Here is a 21,248-nt window from a genome sequence, read left to right as displayed (position 1 = left end):
CCTCGACTTTCCGGGATCCGGAGAGTCGAGGGCTTTGCACAAACCGGCAGCATCGCCACGGCGATAGACGCCTGCCCGAAGGCGGCTCCTGTTGGCTGTTGGCTCGACCATCAGCAACCTAAGTCGTGTCTTTACGAGTTCCGTACGCATCCCCGGATCTGCTGTTGCGCCCTGGAAACCGGCTCTTCCGTTTCTAGAGTGCATTGATTGATTCCCGGAGCTGACCCGAGTGAATCAGTGACCGCAAGATGTAGTGATCGAGATTGCGGAAACCCAGCGCGATACCTCGTAGATACTCGAGCCGGCCGTTGATCGCCTCGACAGGACCATTCGATGCACCGGTATCGAAGTAGGCCAGGATCTCCTTCCGCCGTTTCCAGAGACTGCGACCGAGCTGAGCCAACTCCGCAAGTTCCTTCGGGACACCGGATTTGATGCGATTGAGGACCTTGTACATCGCCAACTTCCCCGCCCGCTTGTCCGAATCATCGTACGCGGCAACAAGTTCCTGGTAGACGCGTTCGGTGACCTCGACATCGATGTGTTCCTCGTCCGCGAACACCGCCTCAAGTCGCGCATTCTGTTTGTCGGTACGCAACGTCTCTCGGGTCAGCAGCACCCGTTTGATGCCGTACAACGGGTCACCGGACCGGCCGCGGTGACCGAGCGTGACCTGCTGGACCCGCTGCCGACACACGGTCAACTTCTCCGCAGCCAAGTGCACTACGTGGAAGGGATCCATCACCGTCCTGGCCTGCGACAATACGTCTTTGGCGGCCGAGTGGTAGCCGGCGAACCCATCCATCGACACGATCTTCACCCGGTCCCGAAACACCTGATCACGCTCACGCAGCCAGTCCTTGAGCGCCGCAGCGGAACGGCCGGGAACCATGTCGAGCAACCGGGCCGGGCCGGTACCGTCGATGACCGGAGTCAGGTCCACGATCACCGTCACAAAGCTCGGATCACCTTGCCCGCGTACATGTTTCCACTTGTGTTCGTCCACACCCAGGACCCGAACTCTGTCGAGGTGGCCGGGCTGGTCGTAGACCAGGTGCCGGACCGTGGACAGGGCGAGGGAGTTCACCACGTCCCAACTCAACCCCAACGCCGTGGCCACCGCCGAAACCGGCATCTTGTCGCAGGCGAGGCGTCCGAGGATCCAGCCGGCGGTCCGGCGGGTGGTGCAGGCTTTCGAGGCGGCCACCGTGTCGATGCGTTGACGGAACACCGCCACCTCGCAGGCATCGTTGCCGCAGGTGAATCGGGGTAGCCGGATGTGAAGGCGGGTGGGATGACCGACGACGGGGAGGTCGGCGAGGGTGCGGGTGACGTGGTCGCGGAGTCGGCCAGGTTTGCCGCAGGACGGGCACGTCGGGTCGTGTTCGACGGGTCTGCATTCGATGTGGGTGAAGCGTTCGGCGATGGCGGCGCCGGTGATGGTGACGCCGAGTTCGACGGTTCGGCAGATGGTGTCGGCGACGAGGTTAGTAGTCTGGTTCATGGGTCCTGTGGTGTGTTCGGATTCGGTGTAGGAACCTTCATCCTCACATCCCAGGACCCTCTGTATGCCTCTACATCTTGTGTCTGCTCGGATCACCGGAAATCGAGTTCATGCACTCCGGATCCGGAACAGCCTGGAAACCCTTTACCCACAAGAGGGAAACAACAAACATTTCGCGATTTCACTACCTTTCTAATACGTTCCGATTTACGGTGAATGTGCGGGGCCTGTTACGGGGGCAGCCTCGGCGCGGATAGCGGGTCACTGCGTTGCCAACAGAATCCTCAGGTTGCATGCATCGCCCCAGAGTGTTTCGACACGAGGTAGCGTTCGGCGAAGATATGTCACCAGTTCGCCGTCCACTTCCACTGCCAGGTGCCGACCTCCGACCTCCGACCGGCAACCGCGCCGCGATGGCGTCGGTGACCGAACCGGTGCCCGGCCCCAACTCGACGACCACCGGCAATCCGACATTCGGCGCCACCGCCGCCAACTTCGCTGCCACTGCCATTAAACTCGGCGCGATCGCACCGACGATCCTTGGTTGTCGTAGAACGGCTTTCACGAACTGCCAGCGATGATTCAGTTCTGATGTCATCGCGTAAATCATCCCCAGCCCCACACAATCCCGCATCGTCCCCCAGAACGAACTTTCGTCCGATTTCCTCAGGACCAATCTCTAAGGGACCAAACCGTCAATTCGGGGTACACACCAAGGGTTACAACAGAATTCGTCAATCAAATTCGGCCCAAAAGTAGATACCCACCCGACACAGGATCATTTCACACACGCCATCCTCATAGAATCTCATGAAATAGTCACTGCAAGTGCATCATTCGTCAGAGACTGAGATCGACGCTACCCAAACGGTGAGCTGCGGGCGATCACCCCTAACGGTCGGGTCGGGTCGTGTCAGGATCCCGTCCGCCGGATACGGTGGCCGATCGACTGCCCGTTGGAACCGTCCACCGCAGATTGTGTTCAGCCCAATCCGTCGCAGCGCCCCTGAATCAGATTGGCATTCCCATCCGGTGCCACGCGTAGCCGATCCGCGATCCATACAACGAGGGCAGCAGTGGCGTATGCGCCGCCCAGGACGCTCACGGAACCCAACCAGCGGCATTGAAGACCACAGTGGTCGTGATCGCGCCGATTGCGCTGCCCAGCGAATAGAACACCATGTAACTGCCGATAATGCAGCCAGCCGATTCCGGTTCTTGCGCAACGATCTGATTCTGGCTCGTGACATGCATAGCCTGGACGGCGAACATACGCGCCCTGCTCGAGCCGCGACGTACATCCTTCGGCAACATCATCAATGCGGCGGCGATCAGATCGAGATAATTGCAGATCCCGAGTAGACCGCACGCCAGCCTGTCAGATCGGCAACCAGTCCGGCTGCGGTGCGGGCGAGGATGATGCCCACCACCACACCACTGGCGATGACACCGATGTTGATCGATGCCGAGTTATCCACAGGCGGGTTGAATTCGTCAACTCATCCCGGTCACTATGTCCCCTCACCTCGAAGCATGGGCGCAGTTGGCGGGGACATCAGCGGTGCCCATCTCGGGTGCACCGTCCCCCTGGTAGATGAGGTTCCCATGCCGATCCCACGTCCGAACGCCCGCAGAGCCGTCACCCTGTTGACGGTGGCCACCCTTGCCACCAGTTCGCTCGCCCTCACAGCACCCGCCATCGCCTCCACCCAATCCGGTTGTGCGGCAACATTCAACCTGTTCATCCCCGGCACCTGGGAAACCACCGAAGACGCCGACCCCACCGTGCCCGTCGGCATCCTCAAACCCATCGCCGAGCGCCTCAAGGCTGAACACGGCACCGCCGCAGAGATTTACACACTGCCCTACATGGCCAGTGCCTTCGACAACGGAAAAACCTACGCGGACAGCAAAGCCGACGCACTCACCAAAGCCGAAACCGTACTCTCCGAGGTCGCCGACAGGTGTTCGAACACCAAGTTCACCATCACCGGATACTCCCAAGGCGCAGACGCTGCAGGCGATCTCGCCTCGTCGATCGGCAACGGCTCCGGACCGGTCACACCCGACCAGGTTCTCGCCGTCGGACTGCTCGCGGACCCTGGCGCAGGCACGAAAGGCGAATCGGTCGTCGGACCGAAACCGTCCGGACAAGGCATCGCAGATCCGCGGCCTCAAGGTATGGGGAAACTCTCCGGTCGTGTCGCCTCGATCTGCGACCCCCAAGATCTCTACTGCTCAATCAAGAAGGGCTCGAGCCCTCTCCTCGGATCGCTCGGCTCGATACTGTCCACAGCGCCGAGTTCAGCAAACCCCGGCCAGGCAGTGGGTGGAAACTCGCGACTGGCAACAGCATTGGTGTCCGACTTCTCAAAAGCAGACCTGCCTGGTCTCGCAAGCAATACGAATGCCTTGACCAGCCAGCTTTCCACAACAGTGGGCACAGTCGACCTCAAACAAGTCGCAGTCAGTGCCACCGAGCTCGTCAACACCATCAAACCACTCGCGGAACTGCTCGGATCCGGTGCCGCCAACCCAGCCGCGAACGGCCAACTCGCCGCCGCACCCGCCGGAACACCGGAGAACAATGCCAGCAAAGTCCTCGACAGTGCTGGCCAATCCGATCTGACGAGCGCATTGACCGCAGCGACGACGATCGTCGACGCCGCCGCTGCACTCACAAACCAAGGCACAGCAACACTTCCGGCCAATTCACCCGACATCACCGCACTCGGGGCCACAGCCGGCACACTCGACAACCACGTCGCGCCGCTCGCATCGACACCGACCGACATGCTCCGCTCAGCGTCCGGTGTACTTTCGGTACTCAAACCGACAGTCGTCATCAACCAAATCCTCAACGTCGCCACCGGCATCACCTCACTCGACATCCCGGCGATCCTGGCCAACCTGACCCTGCTTCCACAGAAAGTCGCAGCTCTCGACGCACAAGGCGCCCACAAAGTCGCCGGCGACCTCAACAACCAGTTCTCCCCACTCGTACGCATGGCCGCCGACGTCGATCTGACATGGGTCTCACAGGTACTCTCCGTCATCCCCGACCCGTCCGGCTACTCCCAGGTCGCCTCACTTCTCACCTCGATCCTCGCAAACGTCGATATCATCAAGCTCTCCAACCTCGTCGGACAGATTCAGGAAATCGCTTGGGCCGCAATCGAAAAACTACTGCCAACACCCGGCCAACTCCCCGACCTTCTCGCCGCTGGCGCCGCGATGACCGGCCTCGTTCCCGTCGGACTCGAACTCGCCTCGGTTGCGGTGAATATGCTCTCCGGCAAAGCCACCCCAACACCCCCGACACTGCTCGGTAAACAATCAACCACCGCCGCAACAACTACCACCAACCAGACCCAGAACCTCGACCTGCCGGCACTGGCCGGATCGTTGACCACGATGGCCAACTCACAGAACGCATCCGACCTCACAGCACTCGTAGGCGAGGGAGTCGACGCCGCATCGTTCTTCGCCTCCGGCGCACACCAAAACTACAACTCACTCGTCGTCGACAACGCCGGCCGCAACGCCATCGAGTGGATCTCGGATTGGCTCAACCTCCAAATCGGCCGTGCCACATGAGCAGACACCGTGCCCACAACCCCACCGCCCGCTGGTCAATGTGCGAACGCTGCAACCACCGCGGCTACTACCACCCGCGACGACGCGAAAGCAGCCAAAAACGCCACCACGGCGTCAAAGGGATGGCAGTATTCGCATGCCCACACACAGACGGCATGTTCCACATCGGACACCGACCGGCAGCGCTCTCCGCTGGAATCATCGACCGCGCGGTCCTGCGCGAACAGGCACAACACATCGACAACCATCCCAACCATCTCAGCACAGAACCGGATTCATTGATGACTCGACACATCAAGGCGCACAACGACAGACCACCACACCAATAGCGGCATGCGCATTGACCATCGCGGCTTCTTCCACGTCAGCCGCGACCGTCCCCTCCCCCGCCCACCACCACGGCTACCGACCCCTTGCCGACCTGTCTTCCGGTCGCAACCAACACCGTGCACGCAATGCGTGCAACGCATGTATTGCACGCATGTGTTGCATGCATGTGTTGCACGCACAGTCCGCAACCGAACAGGAAATACGCTGGGCGACTGCGGAATCAGCACATACTGTGCGATCGACCCGAAGAACGAGCCACCCGAATCCATTCACCAGCATTCTGTTCGGCACTGCCGACGACCACCGCGTCGCAGTTCTGATGTGCACCCGAATCGAAAAACTATGCAGCGTCGACCGGGCGCACGCGCGAGGGTTCTTCTTCCGACGCGTGACCGCCCGACCGGACCGCCGCGCATCAAACTCGTCCGAAGCGTCCTCGGTGGCAACAGACCAGCTGCATTTCCGGGATACCTGCATGCACACCCAACCGAACCCGAAAGGCGCTCCGCCCGAGTGAACTGCTCCCCGGACGTAGGGACAGCGGTCAGGACATCGTCACCGACAGAAGGATCACCAACCGAAGATCGAGCCCAATGATCCGAGGAAACCAGCCGTAAGCGGTTCGGGCGTGACAGTGCCCGGGGCTACGGGGCCGTCACACCAAGAATCGCAGGAGTACCAAACCATTGTCAGCAGTGCGAGTGAAAACGAATATTCCTGCAGCGGTGGCCGATCCGGACACAGTCAGGATCCCTGCAACGGACTCGTTCCCGAAAGTCATACCGGGAGGAAGTTTGGTCGGGTGCACCACCGCGATGACAGGGACCGGGGACGCCGCCGCCAAACGCGCCTGCAGGGTCCTCACCGCTCTCGGAACCGCAGTCGAACTCGTTCGCGGCCGGCTACCTCCGCAGAAGCGCACCACGGCCGCCGACCCTCGTCTTGCCCGAGGATCCCTTGATTGCCGTCGAGGTCGACGAACACGGTGTCCCAGGGACCGACCCGCGCCCATTTTCCGGTGTAGGTGCACAGCCGCCCCATCTGGGCTTACCGCGCCACCTCTCGTCGATGCCGAGCGCCCGCACCTGGGCCGGTTCGGTCAGTCGCGCGTCCGCGTGGGCGACGAACGCCCGGTGGGCGGTCGGCCAGGACACGAAATGTGCGGCGGCGACTTCGGTGACCGAGCGGGCGGCGTCACCGATCGCGACGCCCAGCTGACTGTGAGCCGGCCGGTGGTCCGTGCCCGCATCGGGATCTGCTCGACAGAGTCCGTGAAGGTTCCGCGCTGGCAGTAGGCCTCTCTGCATCTCCAGCAGGTTTTGTTCCAGTGCACAATGATTCGACCATCACCGTGGGGATGTCTTTCGGTGTGGTCGTCGTGTGTTGCTTGGCCGAGGTGGCGAAGACCCCACATCCGCGGCATGCGCCGGCGAGGTCGACGTCGGTGACGGCATCGACGATTCGGGTGCCGTCCTCGCGTTGGGTCACGTTGACGACCCTCTGTCCGGGTAGTCCGAACAGCAGTGTCGGAGCATCGAGCAGCCCTCTGGTTCTCCTTCGTTTCTGAACGTGTCGCAACATTCAGATTTCAGGAGGCCCGGGGCTTTGTCGTGTGGACACGCCGGTCGGCTTTGGCTCAGGGTTGCCCGCTTAACGTTGAAGAACCGGTATAACGTCGTCCAAGCGCCGTACCCGACTCCGACACCCAGGACTACGGGACCGGAACCTCAAGTTTCATCGCTATGCGTTTGTTGAGCCGAGCCCTCATGTTCAGGCTTTGCTCGATCACATCGAAGGCAGTGGCGATCCGATTTTCTGAGGCTGATCCGTTATCGTCGGAAGAGATTCACGAGGGTGAAGCCCAGCCGGTTCAGTAGTGCTGTCTGCTCAGTAGTGCTGCACGAGAGGCTTGTGCGCTGAGACAGTCTTGTAGAACTCGGCGGGTAGAACCGAGACCTGCACCGCGTGTGGCGACGACCAGCAGCTTCCCTGTCAGGTTGCTATTCGGGCCGACCAGCGCGCACGGACTGCTCGTCGCCAGCTGTTCCGGTGCAGCACAAAGCAACTGCGCGATGACCACTGAGCGTACGTCGAAAACACTGACTGGCTCAGTCCTGACGCGGCGACATGACTGAGGTTTCTGTATCGAGGACATGCCCAATCTCGAGGCATAAACCGGACCGATGATGATTGGGCGTAGGGTCATGATCGTCACATCCTCGTTTCCTGGATTGTGACGGGGATGCTTAAGCCCTGCCGGTGGCACCGCGGCTGCGGAGTTCCACCTGCAGGGTGGCCTAGACCCTGTGTGGGGTAACACCGATCAACTCCCGCACTCAGCAACCCAATGCGATCGCAGCTCAGTGTGATCGAGCTGGAACCTTCATGCACTTCCACGCTATCTGCGGGCGAGGCACCCGTCGATCGTTTCAGACACGGAAAAGAGATCCACGGCGGCGCCAGACCCAGCCCGAAGACTAAGTGACTATTACTGACGTGTTCTGCTGATTCAATATCCGTTCCGATCACGAGGCACCAGCGTGTATCCGACTTTAGTCGTGAGTATCGAGGTCGGTGGGGGCCTGCGATGCGAATGGCGCATAAGTGAGTGCGATAGCAGCTATTGAGCCTGCCAGAGCTACCCACAGTCCGGCGCTGGCGAAAAATCGGTAGGTGAGTGTTCCCACGACAGCGCCTACAGCGAAGGCAACAGAGAGTTGCATCCTACATACGAGTCCTCGACTTGCACGGCGAGACAACACTCTTTCGGCTATATCCTGGGTAGTCGTCACGAGTTGTCCGTCAGTGTTGATCAGAGTGCTTGCGGCGCCGGCGGCGATCGCTACGAGGAACCCCACGACTGCTGCCGTGGACGAGATCGTGACGGCGACTCCGGTCGCTGCAAGCAGAATAATTGCTACTGCCAAGACCCGCGCTGGCCGCTGCGGTCGTTGACGGGTGAGCAGTGTTGCGATGACGACGCCGGAGACGAACCCTGCCAGTACGCTGGCGACGGTTACCGCCAGTGCAGGGATACTTACCGACCAGGAGCCGGTCTCGGTGATGGTTGCGTTGTGGGACGAAATGAAGGTGCCACCGACCAGAAAGATCCCGAAAACGTCGAGGAATCCGGCGTAGGTATTCATCGCTATTTCGAATGAGGATCGCGCAAGCGGGCTTTCACTCACGATGACGCCACGCGAGATCGAGTGTCATGTCAGGTGCTCTCTTTGCTCGGTTGCATTGATCTCCAAGACCTTTCAGCTCCCTTGTAGTTGTGCCATCGATTTGTACGGGGCGAGCTGACTTGTTCAGAGGCTACGCCCGTTGTCCGCTCTGCAGCTGCAACCTGGATGGGAGGTTTTCTTATGGGTGCCCGCTCGTCTACTCCGGCACGACACTAGAGTGCATTTACCAAGCATCTGCTTGGTTAGAGAAAGGGTGACGCCGTGGTTTCGGCGCCGTCTCCGTGTCAGCGCTGAGGAAAGTGGCTGCGCGGGCCAGTGTGGAGGAAAGGTTCTCAATGCCTGAGGCATACATCATCGACGCGGTACGCACAGCAATCGGGAAGAAGGGCGGCGCGCTCTCTGCCGCGCATCCCGCGGATCTGGGTGCCGGCGTCATGACACATTTACTCGAACGCACCGAGATCGATCCGCACGGCATCGACGACGTCATCTTCGGGTGCGTCGATGCAATCGGACCGCAGGCAGGAAATATTGCGCGCACGTCCTGGTTGGCAGCTGGACTTCCGGTCGAGGTTCCCGGGGTGACCGTCGACCGTCAGTGCGGTTCGAGCCAACAAGCCGTTCACTTCGCCGCCCAAGCAGTGATGAGTGGCACTTCGGACCTCATCATCGCCGGTGGAGTGCAGAACATGAGCCAAATCCCCATCGCATCGGCGATGACAGTGGGGCAACAGTTCGGGTTCGAAACACCGTTTCACGGTTCAGCGGGTTGGCGCCGCATGTACGGCGATCAGGAGGTTTCCCAGTTCCGCGGCGCGGAGATGATCGCCCAAAACTGGCAAATCAGTCGAGATGCCATGGAGCAGTGGGCATTGCAAAGTCATGCTCGGGCCAAGCATGCAATCGAGCAGGGTCATTTCGAGAACGAAATCGTCCCGGTGGGCGACTTCCGTGTTGACGAATGTCCGCGAGAGACCAGCCTCGAGAAGATGGCCGCCTTACACCCACTACTGCCCGACGGCCGGATCACCGCGGCCTCGGCAAGTCAGATCAGCGACGGGGCCAGCGCTGTGCTCATCGCGTCCGGCGCAGCGGTGGCACGGCATTCACTGACTCCGCGGGCGCGCATTCATCATCTCAGCGCGAGGGGTGCAGACCCGATTTTCATGCTCAGCGCGCCTATCCCCGCGACCAAATACGCACTGGGCAAGTGCGGTTTGAGTATCGACGACATCGATGTGGTGGAGATCAACGAAGCGTTCGCGCCGGTGGTCTTGGCATGGATCAAGGAAACCGGTGCCGATCCGGCGAAGGTCAATGTCAACGGCGGCGCGATCGCTCTGGGCCACCCACTCGGAGCGACAGGAACCAAACTGTTCGCGTCGATGCTCAACGAGCTCGAGCGCACGGGGGGCCGTTTCGGTCTTCAGACGATCTGTGAAGGTGGCGGGACCGCGAATGTGACGATCATCGAACGCTTGGGATGACATCGGTCCTTGGCTGCGCTCCGTAGCCGAAGCAGCATGGGTCGCCCGATGATCACGTGATCATCGGGCGACCTCGACTATCAGATCCGTTCGATGATCGTTGCGGTCGCCAGTGCCCCTCCGTTACACATCGTGATCAATGCTGTTGTGCCGTCGCGTCGTTCGAGCTCGTGCAGTGCCGTTGCGATCAACCGGGCACCCGAACTGCCCACAGGATGCCCGAGAGCGATCGCGCCGCCGTTGACGTTGACTTTGTCCATATCGGGGCGGTGCACACTGGCCCAGGACAGGACAACGGAGGCGAATGCTTCGTTGATCTCGAACAGGTCCAGATCGGCAATGCTCATCTGTGCCCGTTCCAGCACTCGTTGTGTGGCTTGGACCGGACCGTCGAGATGAAATTCGGGCTCCGCACCGACGAGGCACTGCGAAACGATCCGGGCTCGTGGGGTGAGGCCGAGTTGCTCGGCGCGACTCTGATCCATCAACAGGACTGCGGCGGCGCCGTCGGAGATCTGCGACGAGGTACCGGCTGTGTGGATTCCGCCGGCAATGATCGGGTTCAGGGCGGCCAGTGCGTCAGCGGTTGTCGCCCGCAGACCCTGGTCCTTCTCGACCATCACGTACTCGGCGCCCGGTTCCGACGACTGGACAGGCGCCATGACCGGCACCACTTCTGCGTCGAATCGGTGTTCGTCCCATGCCTGTCGCGCCTTTTCCTGGGATTGCACGCCGAATGCTTCGATGTCGGCGCGGGTCAGATTCCTGCGGCGGGCGATTCGTTCGGCTGCCTCGAATTGGTTGGGCATGTCGATATTCCACGAGAGTGGGCGGCGAGGTCCGGCATGCTCGCCGACGTTGGCGCCGAGAGGCACTCGGCTCATTGCTTCGACGCCGCATCCGATCCCGACGTCGAGTGCGTCGGTGGCGATCAAGCCGGCGATCAGATGGGTGGACTGCTGGGCTGAGCCGCATTGGCAGTCGATGGTGGTGCATCCGGTCTGCCAGGGGAGACCTGCGTGCAACCATGCGGTGCGTGTCACATTGTTGGACTGTTCACCGGCCTGGGTAACGCAACCGCCGATGACTTGTTCGACGATCATCGGGTCGATTCCGGAACGATCGAGCAGCCCTCGTTGGGCTGCCCCCAACAGTTCTGCGGCATGCAGACCGGAGAGCCAACCTCCACGTTTTCCGATGGGAGTGCGCACGGCCTCTACGATCACGGGATTTCCCATATTTGTCGTACCTCCTGATGTAACTCGAATATTAGAACTTGTTTGTCTAGTTGAACTTCGACGAATAAAGCTATACCACAACATATTTCAACAGCCTCGAGCAGTTGGATTGAAACATGTTTCGACAATCGCAATCGACCTACTCGCCACAAAACCTGCGATACCGACGGAGACTCGCGCAAATTGCTAAGATTCGCAAGTACCACAACCCGTGGGGACTTCTGCACTCGATCGCAGGAGCAGGACAGCGGCGCGCGCCGAACACGAAGCGTGCCGGCTGTCCAACTCGAATGACAGGAGGCGTCGTGGTCGTGAACTCGCGCCAGCCGCTTTATCAAATGAAAGCCGACTTCTTCAAGACCCTGGGGCATCCTGCACGCATTCGCGTATTGGAGCTTCTGAGTGAGCGCGAGCACGCCGTGTCGGAAATGCTGCCCGAAGTGGGCATCGAGGCGGCAAATCTGTCTCAGCAACTGTCGATCTTGCGCCGCGCAGGTTTGGTCACAGCACGCAGGGAAGGCCTGTCCGTGTCCTACGCCCTGACTTCTCCTCGCATCGCCGACCTGTTGACCACCGCCCGTGCCATCCTGACGGGCATGGTCGCCGGCCAAGCCGAGATGCTGGTCGAAGAGATTTCGGAACCGCCCGCGTTGGCCGGCAAGCATCGCAACTGAGTCGTAGCACTCGCCGGAGCTTCATCTATGCTTTACCCGCTAGTTGCGAAATTTCTAAAGTGCGTACATTGTAGAACTGGTGGACCGAAGCATCCGGCTGATCGATCCGAAAGAGGTGGTCAACGGTGACGAACGACAACGACGACGTCCAGTCGGACAACGGGCTGTTCATCGGTGTCGAGGTGGCGGTTGTCGGAGTCTCGGCAGCAAAATCTCATCGCGCAGTAACCAGAACACGATCACCGTGGGAGGCCATGGAGGACTACGCCGCCATGATCTCTGATCGAACCGCTCTGCACGCGGTCCGGTTGCCCTTGGCCACCGCAGATGTCAACACCGTCATCGCCCGCGTCCTGGGCTTGCAACCGAGAATCTCCGCAGCATTCGTCGTCGGGCTGGACGCGAACGCAGCGGTAGCACTTCAACAGGGCGTGGCCGAACGCGGCGGTCCACTTGTCATTACCGAAATCGATGTTTTGACAACAACTCTGACGGCAATGACGATCTCGACCCTGAAAAATCTTGAGGTCGGCCCGCGTGTCGGGCAAGTCGTGATCACCGGGGCCCATCGGGCTCCGATGCTCGGGCAGGTTCTACTGATGTCGGGTGTCGCCGGCATCAGTAGTTGGCGTACGAGTGACGCACATCAGTTCCCGTTGCACCGTCTGATGGAACACAACGATGTTCTCGTCGATCTCGATCGCTGCGGGAGAGATTCGGTCTCCGCGAACCGAGTGGTCGCCCTCCCCTACGAGAGCTTCGACCACGGCGCCGTGGTACTTCCGGGTTTCCTGAGTGTGCTGTGCGGCCACGGCGTGTCCGCCCTGACTGTGGAGATAATCGCTGCGTGCGCCCGCTCCCTGGCACTGATCACACCATCGGGGTGCACTCTCCCGGCGCCGGACGAGCGAATGCTGCTCTCGTCCATCGCGCGACAGGTGACCAAATCCCTCGGTCCCACCCCTCCCTACAGCACTCACCAGCACTGATCCAGCTTTTTCGCGTAGCCGCTCGGACGGGCAGCCGTGCACCGAACATATGTCAGGAGACACAGTGACAACTCATATCGACTCCGGTCCGATCGTTGCCCGCAGCACTCGGTCCGACATCGCGGCCTGGGTCGCGGAGATCGCGGATCTGACCGCGCCACGCAATGTGGTGTGGTGCGACGGATCCGACGAGGAATGGAACCGGCTGACCGAAATACTGGTCGACAAGGGCACTTTCGTTCGATTGGAGCAAAAGCCGAACTCGTTCCGGTGTGTATCCGACCCCGAAGATGTCGCCCGGGTCGAGGACAGAACGTTCATCTGTTCGCCGTCGCGTGATGATGCGGGGCCGACGAACAATTGGATGGATCCGCTCGACATGAAAACGGTCATGACCGAGCACTACCGCGGTGCTATGTCGGGCAGAACCATGTATGTCATCGCATTCTGTATGGGTCCACTCGACGCAGCCGAACCCAAATTCGGGGTGCAGATCACGGACTCGGAATATGTCGCGGTGTCGATGCAGGTCATGACTCGATCCGGCACACAGGCCTGGGATGCTCTCGGCGGCGGCGCCGAGTATGTGAAATGCCTGCATTCGGTCGGAGCGCCCTTGTACGACGGTCAGCTCGACGTGCCGTGGCCGTGCGATCACACCAAGTACATTTCTCATTTTCCCGAGGAACGCACCATCTGGAGCTACGGTTCCGGCTACGGCGGCAACGCGCTACTCGGCAAGAAATGCTATTCACTGCGCATCGCCTCGAAGATGGCGAAGGACGAGGGCTGGCTGGCGGAGCACATGCTCATACTCAAGCTCACTTCCCCGCAGAACTCCGTGCGATACATCGCGGCAGCGTTCCCGTCCTCGTGTGGCAAGACGAACATGGCCATGCTCGATCCCACCCTCGACGGATGGACAGCGGAAACCATCGGTGACGATATCGCCTGGATGCGATTCGGTGACGACGGGCGGCTCTACGCCGTCAATCCGGAAGCCGGTTTCTTCGGCGTCGCCCCAGGTACCAGCACCGAAACCAATCCCCACGCAATGGCGACGATCGACAAAGGGAACTCGATCTTCACCAACGTGGCGCTGACCGATGACGGCGACGTGTGGTGGGAAGGAATGACCAAGGAACCACCGGCTCATCTCACCGATTGGCGACAACGTGACTGGACACCGGGATCCGGTACACCGGCGGCACACCCGAATTCGCGGTACTGCACCCCGATTGCTCAGTGCCCGACAGTTGCCCCCGAATGGAACGACCCAGCGGGCGTTCCGATCTCGGCGATCTTCTTCGGCGGCCGGCGCGCCACCACCATCCCCCTGATCACCGAATCCTTCGACTGGCAACACGGGGTGTTCCTCGCCTCGACACTCTCGTCGGAGACCACGGCCGCCGCAGCCGGAGAGGTCGGCGTCGTGCGCCGTGACCCCATGGCAATGTTGCCGTTCCTGGGCTACCACGTCGGAGACTACTTCCAACATTGGCTCGATATCGGACCTCGCACCGATTCATGGAAACTGCCGAAGATCTTCTACGTCAACTGGTTTCGCCGCGGCGACCACGACGAATTTCTGTGGCCTGGTTTCGGGGAGAACTCTCGGATCCTCAAATGGGCACTCGAACGAATCGAAGGTACCGCTGACGCCGAGGTGACCCCGATCGGCAATGTACCGACCCTCGATTCGTTGGATCTGACGGGTCTGAAACTTCATCGTCCGACCGTGACGGCTGCTCTGGCGGTCGATCCGACCGAGTGGGCATCCGAACTCCCCCTGATCGACGAGTGGTACGCCACGATCGGCGGAAACAAGCTCCCCGATGCTCTGCGCGAAGAGTTGCGTGCACTTCGGCAGCGGCTGTCGGGTTTCGACTACGACCTCACAGACGCTATTCCCACTCGTGACAGCGATTTCCGGCGCGTGCGCATGCACCCCGACGATCACTGATTCCCTCAACCTGGACTTCCGGCGCATCGCACGTCGAACTGCCCGCGCCGGAAGTCCTTTTCGGAAGATCCCGATCCAGGTCAAGATCCCCCTCAACCGCCCGGATCGGGATTTTCTTCCGAGTACCACCAGCCCATTCCCGGCCGACTGCGGCAGCGCACCTGACTTACGAGTGCACCGCCGCACCCAGAACAGCTGTCGTCAATTCGTGCTCACCACACCATGGGCACACGTCGCTACCCTGCGGCACTGCAGAACGACGGCACAACCTGGTACATCCCCGGCATTGCAGCAACGGTGCACACAGCAGTCCGCGTAGTGGCGTTACACGCATCACTACTCCCTTCATCTGATTACTTGCTAATGTTAGCAAGTAATCAGACAGTCTTTCGCTTTCTTCTCGCAGTACCGAGGACCTTATGACCGAAACGCCCGCATCGAATTCCACTTCGGCACCCGAGAACACGCTCGGTCGAGCCGCCCACGCCGTACGGGACCTGTTGCCCCGGTGGAGCGAATGGAGTTCGTCGCTGCGCGCGCCCGGCGCAGACCTGCTGGCCGGACTGATCGTCGCCCTGGTCGCGCTCCCCCTGGCCCTGGGATTCGGCATCTCCACCGGGCTCGGCGCAGCCGCTGGTCTGACCACGGCAGTTATTGCCGGAGCGGTGGCCGCGGTGTTCGGCGGATCTCGCTTCCAGGTGTCGGGCCCGACCGGCGCCATGACTGTCGTCTTGGTTCCCATCGTTCACCAGTACGGCGGATCCGGTGTGCTCGCAGTCGGGCTGATCGCCGGCATCGTGCTGGTGGCTCTCGCATTCGCCGGAATCGGACGGGCAGTGCGCTTCATGCCGGCACCCGTCATCGAAGGGTTCACCGCCGGAATCGCTGTAGTGATCGCACTGCAACAGATACCGGCCGCGTTGGGTATCACCGACGCCGAGGGCGACAAGGTGTGGCGCAGCGCGGCGGACGCAGTCGCCAAGTTCGTCGAGCACCCGTCGATCCTCACTCCAGCAACCGCACTCGTTGTGGCCGCCGCAATCCTCATCGGTGGACGCTACCTGCCGAAAGTGCCCTTCTCTCTTGTCGCTGTCGCCATCGCCACTCTCGCTGCGCAACTGTTGCACCTCGATATCGCCCGCATCGGTGAAATCCCTTCCGGTATCGCAGCTCCGACGTTGAACTTCTTACATCTCGGGGACCTCACCTCACTAGTGGCCCCCGCACTCGCAGTGGCGGCGCTGGCAGCGCTCGAGTCACTGCTGTCGGCGACCGCGGCCGATTCGATGGGTGTCGGGACCCGCCACAATCCCGACCGGGAGCTGTTCGGGCAGGGTTTGGCAAACATCGCCGCGCCGCTGTTCGGCGGCGTCCCCGCGACCGGCGCGATCGCCCGCACAGCGGTCAACGTCCGTTCCGGTGCCCGCAGTCGCCTGGCCGCACTCACCCATGCGGTCATCCTCGCCGCGATCGTCTACTTGGCATCGACCCTGGTCGCCGAGATACCCCTGGCCGCCCTCGCCGGCGTTCTGCTCGCCACGACGGTCCGCATGGTCGAAACCGCCTCGATCATCGCGATAGCGCGCGCTACCCGAGCGGACACCGCAGTCATGGGTGCGACGTTCCTGGTCACCGTCGCGCTCGACCTCGTCACCGCGGTAGCGGTCGGCGTCGCGTTCGCGGCAATTCTGGCCCTGCGCGCTGTCGCCAAATCGGCCAAGATCGAGCAAGTCCCACTCGACGATGACGGACATCAAAGCGAAGAACACGAACTGCTCCGAGAACACATCGTCGCGTACCGCATCGACGGCGCATTGTTCTTCGCTGCAGCCCACAGGTTCCTCCTGGAACTAGCCGACGTCTCCGACGTCAAGGTGGTCATCTTGCGGATGTCACGCGTGACCGCCATCGATGCCACCGGCGCCATCGTGCTCAAAGACGCCATCGACAAACTCGAACACCGCCACATCACCGTCCTGATCTCCGGCATGAAATCCGAGCACCTACGGCCGCTCAAAGCACTGGGCGTCTTCACCACCAAGGACAGCGAACGCAGGCATATCTTCTCCGACACACCCCGCGCCATCGAGTACGCCCGAATGCTGGTGCTCCCGAGAAGCCATTACACGTCGATGAATACCGAGGAATGAATCACTATGTCCCAGAACGGAAATCTATCCCATCCCACCTTCGCCCAGCATGTGAAATACCTGGCGGGGCGAACGTTGCCCGACGAGTTCCTCCGTGGGTAATCGAGGACATCACCGGTCCTGGCGCATCCCGCCGCTACGCAACCCGGTACATCGTCCCATTGCTACCTATCCTGGCCGGTTTGTTGCTGATTCCCGGCCCCTGGATCATCCGAATCAGCATGGTGCTCCTACTGTTCCTCCCCTTCGTCTACTTCCTTCTCGCCTTGAAGAAGATCTATCTGAGACATCGGTTGGTCAGCCACGGCTTGAACCCATCGCTCCTCGATGTGCATCAGCAAAAGAAAATGGACGAAGAAAAACAAGCCTACGAGTCGCGCTACCGCCCATGACGACATCGAATCAGTCATTCCCCCAACGAAATGACGATCTAGGGGTACACGGTCAACTCGAACGAGGTGTCTGTTGAACCAACCACAGGAATCCCTGGCACCGGCAATGCTGTCCGCCGCCGCCGTAGTACTGGCGATGATCGGAGTTTTCTTCCTCCTCACCTCGTAAGCGGCACTGACCTGCACACAAATACATCGTGCCGCGCCGTCGGCACGGCAATCGGCTGACCCCAGACTGGAGAACGAATGTTAAAGACACCCACCGTCATTGTTGCCGGAGCCCGTACCCCGCTGGGTCGACTCATGGGTTCCTTGAAGGACCTTTCCGGGTCCGATCTGGGCGGAATCGCCATCAAGGGCGCGCTGGAAAAATCAGGCGTTGCTCCGGAGCAGGTCGAGTACGTCATCATGGGCCAGGTTCTGACCGCCGGTGCCGGCCAGATGCCGGCCCGTCAGGCCGCCGTCGCAGCCGGAATCCCCATGAGCGTTCCGGCGCTGAGCATCAACAAGGTGTGCCTCTCAGGTGTCGACGCCATCGCCCTGGCCGATCAGCTGATCCGCGCCGGCGAGTTCGAGGTTGTCGTCGCCGGTGGTCAGGAATCGATGAGCCGCGCACCGCACATGCTCGAGAAAAGCCGTGAAGGCTTCAAATACGGCGACGTCACCATGCGCGATCACATGGCCTACGACGGCCTGCACGACATCTTCACCGATCAGGCGATGGGTCTGCTGACCGAGCAGGTCAACCAGAAAGACGACAGTCACATCACCCGCGCGGAGCAGGACGCGTTTGCCGCGGCCTCACACCAGAACGCGGCCCGCGCGTGGAAGGACGGACTCTTCGACAACGAAGTTGTTCCGGTCTCCATCCCGCAGCGCAAGGGTGATCCCATGGTGTTCGCACAGGATGAGGGCATCCGCGCCGATACAACCGCCGAATCCCTCGGTAAGTTGCGTCCCGCCTTCAGCAAGGACGGCACCATCACCGCCGGTTCGGCGTCGCCGATCTCCGACGGTGCTGCCGCTGTTGTCGTGATGAGCAAGGCCAAGGCCGAAGAACTCGGTTTGACGTGGATCGCCGAAATCGGTGCCCATGGCGTTGTCGCCGGACCGGACTCCACGTTGCAGTCGCAGCCGGCGCGGGCCATCGCCAAGGCCTGTGAAAAGGAAGGCATCGACCCCAAGGACCTGGACCTCGTCGAGATCAACGAAGCCTTCGCGGCAGTCGGCATTGCGTCGACGCGTGAGCTCGGGCTCGATCCCGCCAAGGTGAACGTCAACGGCGGCGCTATTGCCGTCGGGCACCCGCTCGGAATGTCCGGTGCCCGTATTGCTCTGCACTTGGCGCTGGAGTTGCAGCGTCGCGGCGGCGGAATCGGTGCTGCGGCACTGTGCGGCGGCGGCGGACAGGGCGACGCTCTGATCGTCCGCGTCCCCAAGTCCTGAGACCCACGCCGCGCTCATCTCGCAGCTTCCACATCGAGATCGGCCAGGGCCGTAAAGGCGCTGCGCGGCGTCTTGCAGAGGAAACGTGACCCTCATGCTCCTATTTCATCTGGCTCTCGCCGCCACTGCAACCTACGGATTAGCTGCTATCGCACCCTACGCCATTTGGCTCGCACTGGATCAATTTCGGGATAATTGCGACAACAGCGATAGCGGCGAGAAATTATGGACACTGGCACAGATCGGATTCGGATTGATCACTATTGCGGCGATTGGAATCTTCTTTACCCGAAATTATGCATTCCAGTTCACCGCGATCACAATAAATTCAGTTAACGACCTTCGCGGTCGTCAGATTCACCTGAAACATGGACAGACGGTTCACTGCTGGTCAGATCGCCAAGAACTGCGGAAGGTAACCGTACCGGAATCCGCTGAAGTTCCCGCCTTACTTGAGTTTCATCGGCATCAACGTCAATGTACCGCGCAAAAAAGAGGAACGCCCCAATCACAATATAGGCAACAAAAAGGGTAGGAAATTTCACAGCAACGGCCAGCAGTGCGACGCTAATCAAAGCCACGGCCAACTTTCTCAAAGTTGCGTTCATCATATTTTTTCGAATCCTTCACAAAGAATTTTTCTCTTGAAATTTTACACCTTTGCTCGCACTCGCAAGGGCCGGAAATACCCTGGTCGGCACAAGCGTGCTGGAATTTCCGACTGCATTTCGTGGACCCTTTTCGTTCGAATGGAAATTCGCGAATCTCAGCCACGAAATTAGCCCTCGATTTCGGTTGCTGTCACATTCTGGCCAGTCACTCGCCAGGTAGACAAAAGTCAGGTCGTTCCGCGAAGGGGCGCACTCCCGTCGAGGAACGACCTGACGTGATATCCGACCAACCCGAGAAATCGCAGCCATTCAGGCGTCAGGGCGGCCGGAGGTGTTAGAGGAGTTCGAGAATGGTGGCGTTCGCTTGCCCGCCACCTTCACACATCGTCTGCAATCCGTAACGTGTTCCGGTGCTTCGCATGTGGTGAATCATGGTCGTCATCAGGCGTGCACCACTGCCGCCTAGCGGATGACCTAACGCGATGGCTCCCCCGTTGGGGTTGAGCCGCTCGGGGTCCGCGCCTGTTTCCGCCAGCCACGCAAGCGGCACCGTTGCGAATGCCTCGTTGACCTCGAAGACCCCGATGTCAGACAAGGATAAACCGCTGCGCCGCAAAGCCTTTTCTGTTGCCGGGATCGGTGCGGTCAGCATGATCACCGGATCGGCTCCGGCCAGGACGGCAGTGCGAACGCGAACGATCGGTGTCAGACCCAAGTGCGCGGCCTTCTCACTCGTCATCATCAACAGTGCGGCAGAACCGTCGGAGATCTGCGAACTGTTTCCTGCTGTCACCACACCGGTATCGGAGAATGCGGTCTTGATACCTGCGAGAGTCTCCGGTGTTCCGCCGCGCCGGATTCCCTCGTCCCGCTCGATCTTGGTGCCGTTCGAGAGCACGATCGGGACAATCTGATCGTCGAAGTGTCCGTCGTCTTGCGCGTACGCTGCTTTCGAATGCGAGGCGAGTGCGAAGTCGTCACACTGCCGACGCGTCAGACCCCACTGCTCGGCGATCATTTCTGCGCCGACCCCCTGTGAGGGTGCGATGCCGTGATAGCGCGCCATGAACAAACTCCCGAGCGGATTCCTACCGGCTGACGAAGACCCCATCGGGACTCGGCTCATGGACTCGACTCCACCGGCAACGACCACGTCGTACTGTCCGGCGATCAGTCCTGCAGCGGCGAAATGCACCGCTTGCTGCGAGGATCCGCACTGGCGGTCGATGGTCACACCGGTGACGGTGTGCGGCCAGTCCGCCGCCAGCGCCGCGGTACGCGCGATGTCTCCGGTCTGCTCGCCTGCCTGGCTGACGCAGCCCCAGATGACGTCGTCGACTTCGACCGGGTCGAGGCCGGTACGGTCCACAAGCCCTACCAAAACCTGCGCCGACAAATCGGCTGGGTGGATGGTCGACAACATGCCGTTGCGCCTCCCCGACGGTGTTCGGATGGCTTCGACGATCACTGCATCCCGCATGACGTACTCCTTCATCATCAGCCGACAAATGTCTAGATTCCTGGACCTGCCCGGTTCCCACCGCTGATCACGGAAGAAAGCTAGCCGCGGGCATCCCAGACAACAGCTAGTTGCTAATATTCTTAACTAGATATTATGGCAAGATGGCGTGAGCTTAGCCCACACAGGCCTGAGTGCACGAGCAACCCGAACATCACCC

At 60.8% G+C, this 21,248-nt stretch carries 19 protein-coding genes; 11 read left to right on the top strand and 8 right to left on the bottom strand.

Translation table 11 applies throughout. The annotated features are described in order from the left end of the window. Positions 1–193 precede the first annotated feature (193 nt). The 3 genes from BDB13_RS29620 to BDB13_RS33335 form a co-directional block, all read right to left on the bottom strand. Positions 194–1,504, bottom strand: a complete 1,311-nt coding sequence (locus BDB13_RS29620) for an ISL3 family transposase (RefSeq protein ID WP_094270437.1) — start codon at positions 1,502–1,504, stop codon at positions 194–196. A 1,101-nt stretch (positions 1,505–2,605) separates the two neighbouring features. Beyond that, entirely contained in the window at positions 2,606–2,776 is a 171-nt protein-coding gene (locus BDB13_RS33340) for a hypothetical protein (protein WP_254923120.1), read from the bottom strand. A 59-nt stretch (positions 2,777–2,835) separates the two neighbouring features. Then, a complete protein-coding gene (locus BDB13_RS33335; protein ID WP_254923119.1) occupies positions 2,836–2,982 on the bottom strand; it encodes a hypothetical protein in 147 nt (48 codons plus the stop codon). A 127-nt stretch (positions 2,983–3,109) separates the two neighbouring features. On the opposite strand from BDB13_RS33335, the gene BDB13_RS29605 reads away from it, so the two are divergent. Then, positions 3,110–5,101: a cutinase family protein gene (locus BDB13_RS29605; RefSeq protein WP_094275925.1), complete on the top strand. Its 1,992-nt coding sequence runs from the start codon at positions 3,110–3,112 to the stop codon at positions 5,099–5,101. A 35-nt stretch (positions 5,102–5,136) separates the two neighbouring features. On the opposite strand, the gene BDB13_RS32485 is transcribed toward BDB13_RS29605, so the two are convergent. After that, on the bottom strand, positions 5,137–5,349 hold the full coding sequence (locus BDB13_RS32485) for a hypothetical protein (RefSeq protein WP_176459797.1): 213 nt from the start codon (positions 5,347–5,349) through the stop codon (positions 5,137–5,139). A gap of 943 nt (positions 5,350–6,292) precedes the next feature. After that, positions 6,293–6,472: a hypothetical protein gene (locus BDB13_RS32480; RefSeq protein ID WP_176459796.1), complete on the bottom strand. Its 180-nt coding sequence runs from the start codon at positions 6,470–6,472 to the stop codon at positions 6,293–6,295. A gap of 74 nt (positions 6,473–6,546) precedes the next feature. On the opposite strand from BDB13_RS32480, the gene BDB13_RS32475 reads away from it, so the two are divergent. Together BDB13_RS32475 and BDB13_RS33330 are read left to right on the top strand one after the other, a co-directional pair. Next, entirely contained in the window at positions 6,547–6,726 is a 180-nt protein-coding gene (locus BDB13_RS32475) for a hypothetical protein (RefSeq protein ID WP_176459795.1), read from the top strand. Between the two features lie 85 nt (positions 6,727–6,811). Continuing rightward, on the top strand, positions 6,812–6,943 hold the full coding sequence (locus BDB13_RS33330; protein WP_254923118.1) for a hypothetical protein: 132 nt from the start codon (positions 6,812–6,814) through the stop codon (positions 6,941–6,943). 1,040 nt (positions 6,944–7,983) lie between these two features. Here BDB13_RS33330 and BDB13_RS29580 read toward each other — a convergent pair. Then, positions 7,984–8,619, bottom strand: a complete 636-nt coding sequence (locus BDB13_RS29580; RefSeq protein WP_141210765.1) for a DUF1275 family protein — start codon at positions 8,617–8,619, stop codon at positions 7,984–7,986. 335 nt (positions 8,620–8,954) lie between these two features. Between BDB13_RS29580 and BDB13_RS29575 the strand changes: the two genes are divergently transcribed. Further along, complete coding sequence (locus tag BDB13_RS29575; protein WP_094275924.1) at positions 8,955–10,106, top strand: acetyl-CoA C-acetyltransferase; 1,152 nt, start codon at positions 8,955–8,957, stop codon at positions 10,104–10,106. An 80-nt stretch (positions 10,107–10,186) separates the two neighbouring features. Here the strand turns inward: BDB13_RS29575 and BDB13_RS29570 are convergent, their stop codons facing one another. Further along, positions 10,187–11,344 carry a steroid 3-ketoacyl-CoA thiolase gene (locus BDB13_RS29570; protein WP_094275579.1) on the bottom strand — a complete coding sequence of 386 codons (1,158 nt, stop codon included), beginning with the start codon at positions 11,342–11,344 and terminating at the stop codon, positions 10,187–10,189. 305 nt (positions 11,345–11,649) lie between these two features. On the opposite strand from BDB13_RS29570, the gene BDB13_RS29565 reads away from it, so the two are divergent. From BDB13_RS29565 to BDB13_RS31920, 7 genes are all read left to right on the top strand, one after another. Further along, positions 11,650–12,018 (top strand): ArsR/SmtB family transcription factor, encoded by a 369-nt coding sequence (locus BDB13_RS29565; protein WP_094275923.1) that lies wholly within the window; start codon positions 11,650–11,652, stop codon positions 12,016–12,018. A gap of 125 nt (positions 12,019–12,143) precedes the next feature. Next, positions 12,144–13,007 (top strand): hypothetical protein, encoded by an 864-nt coding sequence (locus BDB13_RS29560; protein ID WP_094275578.1) that lies wholly within the window; start codon positions 12,144–12,146, stop codon positions 13,005–13,007. A gap of 49 nt (positions 13,008–13,056) precedes the next feature. Then, complete coding sequence (locus tag BDB13_RS29555) at positions 13,057–14,970, top strand: phosphoenolpyruvate carboxykinase (GTP) (RefSeq protein WP_094275577.1); 1,914 nt, start codon at positions 13,057–13,059, stop codon at positions 14,968–14,970. A 419-nt stretch (positions 14,971–15,389) separates the two neighbouring features. Continuing rightward, positions 15,390–17,120, top strand: coding sequence for a SulP family inorganic anion transporter (locus BDB13_RS29550; protein WP_094275576.1), 1,731 nt, complete (start codon positions 15,390–15,392; stop codon positions 17,118–17,120). After that, on the top strand, positions 17,117–17,512 hold the full coding sequence (locus BDB13_RS29545; RefSeq protein ID WP_369597481.1) for a DUF5313 family protein: 396 nt from the start codon (positions 17,117–17,119) through the stop codon (positions 17,510–17,512). The genes BDB13_RS29550 and BDB13_RS29545 overlap by 4 nt, the downstream gene beginning before the upstream one ends. Positions 17,513–17,758: 246 nt before the next feature. Continuing rightward, positions 17,759–18,958, top strand: a complete 1,200-nt coding sequence (locus BDB13_RS29540; RefSeq protein WP_094275575.1) for an acetyl-CoA C-acetyltransferase — start codon at positions 17,759–17,761, stop codon at positions 18,956–18,958. 85 nt (positions 18,959–19,043) lie between these two features. Beyond that, entirely contained in the window at positions 19,044–19,493 is a 450-nt protein-coding gene (locus tag BDB13_RS31920) for a hypothetical protein (RefSeq protein ID WP_141210764.1), read from the top strand. A 410-nt stretch (positions 19,494–19,903) separates the two neighbouring features. Here BDB13_RS31920 and BDB13_RS29530 read toward each other — a convergent pair whose 3' ends face one another. Beyond that, positions 19,904–21,049 (bottom strand): thiolase family protein, encoded by a 1,146-nt coding sequence (locus tag BDB13_RS29530; protein ID WP_094275922.1) that lies wholly within the window; start codon positions 21,047–21,049, stop codon positions 19,904–19,906. Positions 21,050–21,248: the final 199 nt, after the last annotated feature.

Origin of the sequence: Rhodococcus sp. OK302 (assembly GCF_002245895.1) — a bacterium.
Classification (GTDB): Bacteria; Actinomycetota; Actinomycetes; order Mycobacteriales; family Mycobacteriaceae; genus Rhodococcus_F.
The sequence above is the reverse complement of the archived record's forward strand: the minus strand, read 5'-3'. Positions and strand labels throughout refer to the sequence as shown.

Coding starts and splice junctions, on each gene's coding strand:
- BDB13_RS29530 (WP_094275922.1), bottom strand. CDS start 21,049: ATGCGGGATGCAGTGATCGTCGAAGCCATCCGAACACCGTCGGGGAGG.
- BDB13_RS32485 (WP_176459797.1), bottom strand. CDS start 5,349: ATGGTTGTCGATGTGTTGTGCCTGTTCGCGCAGGACCGCGCGGTCGAT.
- BDB13_RS29555 (WP_094275577.1), top strand. CDS start 13,057: ATGTCAGGAGACACAGTGACAACTCATATCGACTCCGGTCCGATCGTT.
- BDB13_RS29550 (WP_094275576.1), top strand. CDS start 15,390: ATGACCGAAACGCCCGCATCGAATTCCACTTCGGCACCCGAGAACACG.
- BDB13_RS29545 (WP_369597481.1), top strand. CDS start 17,117: ATGAATCACTATGTCCCAGAACGGAAATCTATCCCATCCCACCTTCGC.
- BDB13_RS29570 (WP_094275579.1), bottom strand. CDS start 11,344: ATGGGAAATCCCGTGATCGTAGAGGCCGTGCGCACTCCCATCGGAAAA.
- BDB13_RS29605 (WP_094275925.1), top strand. CDS start 3,110: ATGCCGATCCCACGTCCGAACGCCCGCAGAGCCGTCACCCTGTTGACG.
- BDB13_RS29620 (WP_094270437.1), bottom strand. CDS start 1,504: ATGAACCAGACTACTAACCTCGTCGCCGACACCATCTGCCGAACCGTC.
- BDB13_RS33340 (WP_254923120.1), bottom strand. CDS start 2,776: ATGTTCGCCGTCCAGGCTATGCATGTCACGAGCCAGAATCAGATCGTT.
- BDB13_RS32480 (WP_176459796.1), bottom strand. CDS start 6,472: ATGGGGCGGCTGTGCACCTACACCGGAAAATGGGCGCGGGTCGGTCCC.
- BDB13_RS29575 (WP_094275924.1), top strand. CDS start 8,955: ATGCCTGAGGCATACATCATCGACGCGGTACGCACAGCAATCGGGAAG.
- BDB13_RS29540 (WP_094275575.1), top strand. CDS start 17,759: ATGTTAAAGACACCCACCGTCATTGTTGCCGGAGCCCGTACCCCGCTG.